The organism is Cytobacillus oceanisediminis 2691 (genome assembly GCF_007678455.1).
GTDB lineage: Bacteria > Bacillota > Bacilli > Bacillales > Cytobacillaceae > Mesobacillus > Mesobacillus oceanisediminis_A.
This window is the reverse complement of sequence record NZ_VEEP01000028.1, coordinates 1-2,929: the sequence shown is the minus strand read 5'-3', so window position 1 is coordinate 2,929 and position 2,929 is coordinate 1. Positions and strand designations below refer to the sequence as shown.

Genomic DNA, 2,929 nt, shown 5'->3' with positions numbered 1-2,929 from the left:
AATAGAAGCATGATAATTTATTGTTTGTTGACGCTTGTTTGTTTAGTTTTCAAAGAGCAAGTTAGTTAGCATGCCGCTCATAAGCGACTTTCATAATATATCATGCGACCGACTTAATGTCAACCACATTCTTTATTATTTTCTCACCGCTGATTGATCGTTTAGCGACTTGCTCAGCAGCGACGTTTATTAATATATCAGGATACTTTTCATACGTCAATAATAAATATCAAAAAACTTTTTCATCCTCTGGATATGTTCTTTTTCGCCGGCATATACTTTAGGCACTCTTTTGGTGATGCGATTCTTTTAAACAGTGAGAACAAAATTTGATATCTCTCTCTCATCGATCTCTTTACGATATGATCTATGCGTTCATCCTTCAGGTCAAACAGGATTTCATCCATCTCTCTTTTGATTAAGTATTCCAGCTCTTTTAATTCCTTCTCATTGATCAGAACACCAAGCATACATACACTCCTGTTCATTTTCTCATAGTGATTGTAGTGTTATCTTTTTTCCTGAATTTTATAATCATCATTTTAATTATCATATCTTTTCAAATCCTGAATAAAAATTAGACAAGGAGTGCATCGGACGAGGTGGTGAGAATATGAATTTCTTTTATGTGATGAATGCCAGGTCGATAAAAACAGCTTTTGTCATCATTGTCGCAGCCTTTTTTACAGCTTGGTTCTTTTACATGGATAATATGGTCCAGATCCCCGCCTTTTCAGCCAAGGATGGTCCGAAAGCGATCTATAAGGGTGAAAAGGATTTAGCCCTTACCTTTAATATTGGCTGGGGGGACGAAAAAGCTGAACCGATCCTGGATGTCCTGGCGAAGCAAAAAGCCGGAGCGGTTACCTTCTTTCTCTCGGGCTCCTGGGCAGAAAGGCATCCTGATCTTGTCAGCAGGATGGTGAAAGAAGGATATGAAATCGGCATGCTTGGGTACGATTATAAAGATTACACTGAGCTGGAGGAAGACAAAATCAGGAGAGACATCATGAAGGCGCAGGAGGCGTTCAAGAAGCTGAATGTGAAGAACATTGAATTGCTTCGTGCTCCAACCGGCCATTTTGATCAACGCACGCTGAAAATCGCTGAGCGGCTCGGGTACACAGTTGTCCATTGGAGTCTTGATACGAAGGACTGGACCAATCCCGGAACGACGGTCATTGCCGAAAATGCTTCAAAGGCAAAAAAAGGCGACATCCTTTTGATGCATGCCTCTGATTCTGCCAAGCAAACAGCAGAAGCTCTGCCGCTTGTATTAAAAGATATCAAGTCGAAAAATTTAAAGATGGTCACTGTTTCTGAAATGATCGCTAATGGTGACTCTAAATCAGCAGAAGTAAAATAACCGCCCAACTACGCGTTGGACGGTTTTTTTTGTGCCTTTTTATTTGATGTTTTTTTATCTGTCTTAGTTTTTGCTTCTAGGGCTTTCCGCTCCTCCATGGACTTTTGGTTAAGCTTGTGAAGGACCATCAGTTGATATGCATTACAGATCAATAACGGGAAAAGCATGAGATATACCCAGCTATGCTCATTCACTCGCAGAACAGGCACCCATTCAATCACTGTCACGACAATCATGAAAAACATTGCCGGTATGAAGGCTTCTTTATTTGTTTGTTTTACCTTAAGGAGTGCAACGATCAAGCCAGCAGCCAGGACGATTGCGGCAAGTCCTATATATGGCAGGATGCTTTCACCTTTTTCAGCAAAGGCATTGTACCGAAGATATACAAGATCGAAAAGCACAAAAGCAATAAGGAGAAGCTGCACGGAATTCCATAATGACTTAAATATGCCAAGCCCGAAACGGTGGATCGTCAAATAAGCAAAGAACCCCATTTGGCTAAGAATGCTAAATATAAGACCGACGCCCATTAGCCATACTAAAATTGAAAGTAATTCAAGAATGTTGAAATCACTTAACAGATGCTGGAATTCACTCCAGCGGACAATAAAGCCAACCACAGCGGTCGATACTGCTCCAACAACCAGCGTGGTGAGAAACAAGTGTACCCAATTACGGCTAGTCACGATTTTTTCCCCCAAGAACGAAATTAAACTTCACTATATGATTGTACCAATGCGGGTTTGAAAAATCTAGCTGTCGTTATTTGTGTATAACAATTTGTCTTATTACTCATCCTAAACTTAGGGCCGTCTATGTGAAAGGGGATTAAAATATGAAGAAATGGATAAGAATTGTACTCCCCGCATCCTTTTTATTTTTGGCTGCCGGATGTGCTCCAACCGAGTCAGGCGGGGGACAGGTTGATTATGAAGAAACAAAGAAGATGGTTGTCGACATCCTGAAGACTGATGATGGCAAAAAGGCGATTCAGGAAGTTATGGGTGACGACGGCATGAAGGAAAAGTTGATAATGGACCAGCCGGTCGTAACCGATACAATCGAGAAAACGCTGACATCTGACAAAGGCATGGATTTCTGGAAAAAGTCATTTGAAGATCCAAAGTTTGCTGAGAGTGTCGCAAAAAGCATGAAGAAGGAAAACGAGAAACTGCTGAAGGACTTAATGAAGGATCCTGAATATAAGGGCATGATGATTGAGGTCATGAAGGATCCTGAATTAGAAAAAGAGTTGACCAATGTTCTCAAAAGCAAGGAGTATCGGGAACATTTACAGAAAGTAATGAATGAAACCTTTGAAAGCCCGCTGTTTAAAGCAAAACTGCAGGCATTGATTGTTAAAGCAGCTGAAGAATTACCGACCCAGAAGCCAGAAGGCGGCAATCAGGGCGGCGGCGATTCAGGCGGCGGCGGAGGTTCCAGTGCATCCGGCGGAGGTTCTGGAGGACAATAATAAATCAATAAAAATAAAGAGGCTGACTCAAAAGGTTGAATAAATTCGACCTGAGAGTCGCCTCTTTTACTTTATATCCAGTTTAT

4 protein-coding genes are annotated in these 2,929 nt (G+C 41.3%); 2 read left to right on the top strand and 2 right to left on the bottom strand.

Going from position 1 to position 2,929, the window contains the following annotated elements; translation table 11 throughout:
- Positions 1-242: 242 nt before the first annotated feature.
- Positions 243-470, bottom strand: a complete 228-nt coding sequence (locus tag FS736_RS23370; RefSeq protein WP_144481516.1) for a hypothetical protein — start codon at positions 468-470, stop codon at positions 243-245.
- Between the two features lie 143 nt (positions 471-613).
- On the opposite strand from FS736_RS23370, the gene pdaB reads away from it, so the two are divergent.
- On the top strand, positions 614-1,366 hold the full coding sequence (pdaB, locus tag FS736_RS23365; protein ID WP_144481515.1) for a polysaccharide deacetylase family sporulation protein PdaB: 753 nt from the start codon (positions 614-616) through the stop codon (positions 1,364-1,366).
- Positions 1,367-1,374: 8 nt separating this feature from the next.
- Here the strand turns inward: pdaB and FS736_RS23360 are convergent, their stop codons facing one another.
- Positions 1,375-2,055 (bottom strand): KinB-signaling pathway activation protein, encoded by a 681-nt coding sequence (locus FS736_RS23360; RefSeq protein ID WP_144481514.1) that lies wholly within the window; start codon positions 2,053-2,055, stop codon positions 1,375-1,377.
- Between the two features lie 149 nt (positions 2,056-2,204).
- Between FS736_RS23360 and gerD the strand changes: the two genes are divergently transcribed.
- Positions 2,205-2,843: a spore germination lipoprotein GerD gene (gerD, locus tag FS736_RS23355; RefSeq protein ID WP_144481513.1), complete on the top strand. Its 639-nt coding sequence runs from the start codon at positions 2,205-2,207 to the stop codon at positions 2,841-2,843.
- Positions 2,844-2,929: the final 86 nt, after the last annotated feature.

Excerpts from the sequence above, each read along its gene's own strand:
- pdaB (WP_144481515.1), top strand. The coding sequence starts at position 614 with ATGAATTTCTTTTATGTGATGAATGCCAGGTCGATAAAAACAGCTTTT.
- gerD (WP_144481513.1), top strand. The coding sequence starts at position 2,205 with ATGAAGAAATGGATAAGAATTGTACTCCCCGCATCCTTTTTATTTTTG.
- FS736_RS23370 (WP_144481516.1), bottom strand. The coding sequence starts at position 470 with ATGCTTGGTGTTCTGATCAATGAGAAGGAATTAAAAGAGCTGGAATAC.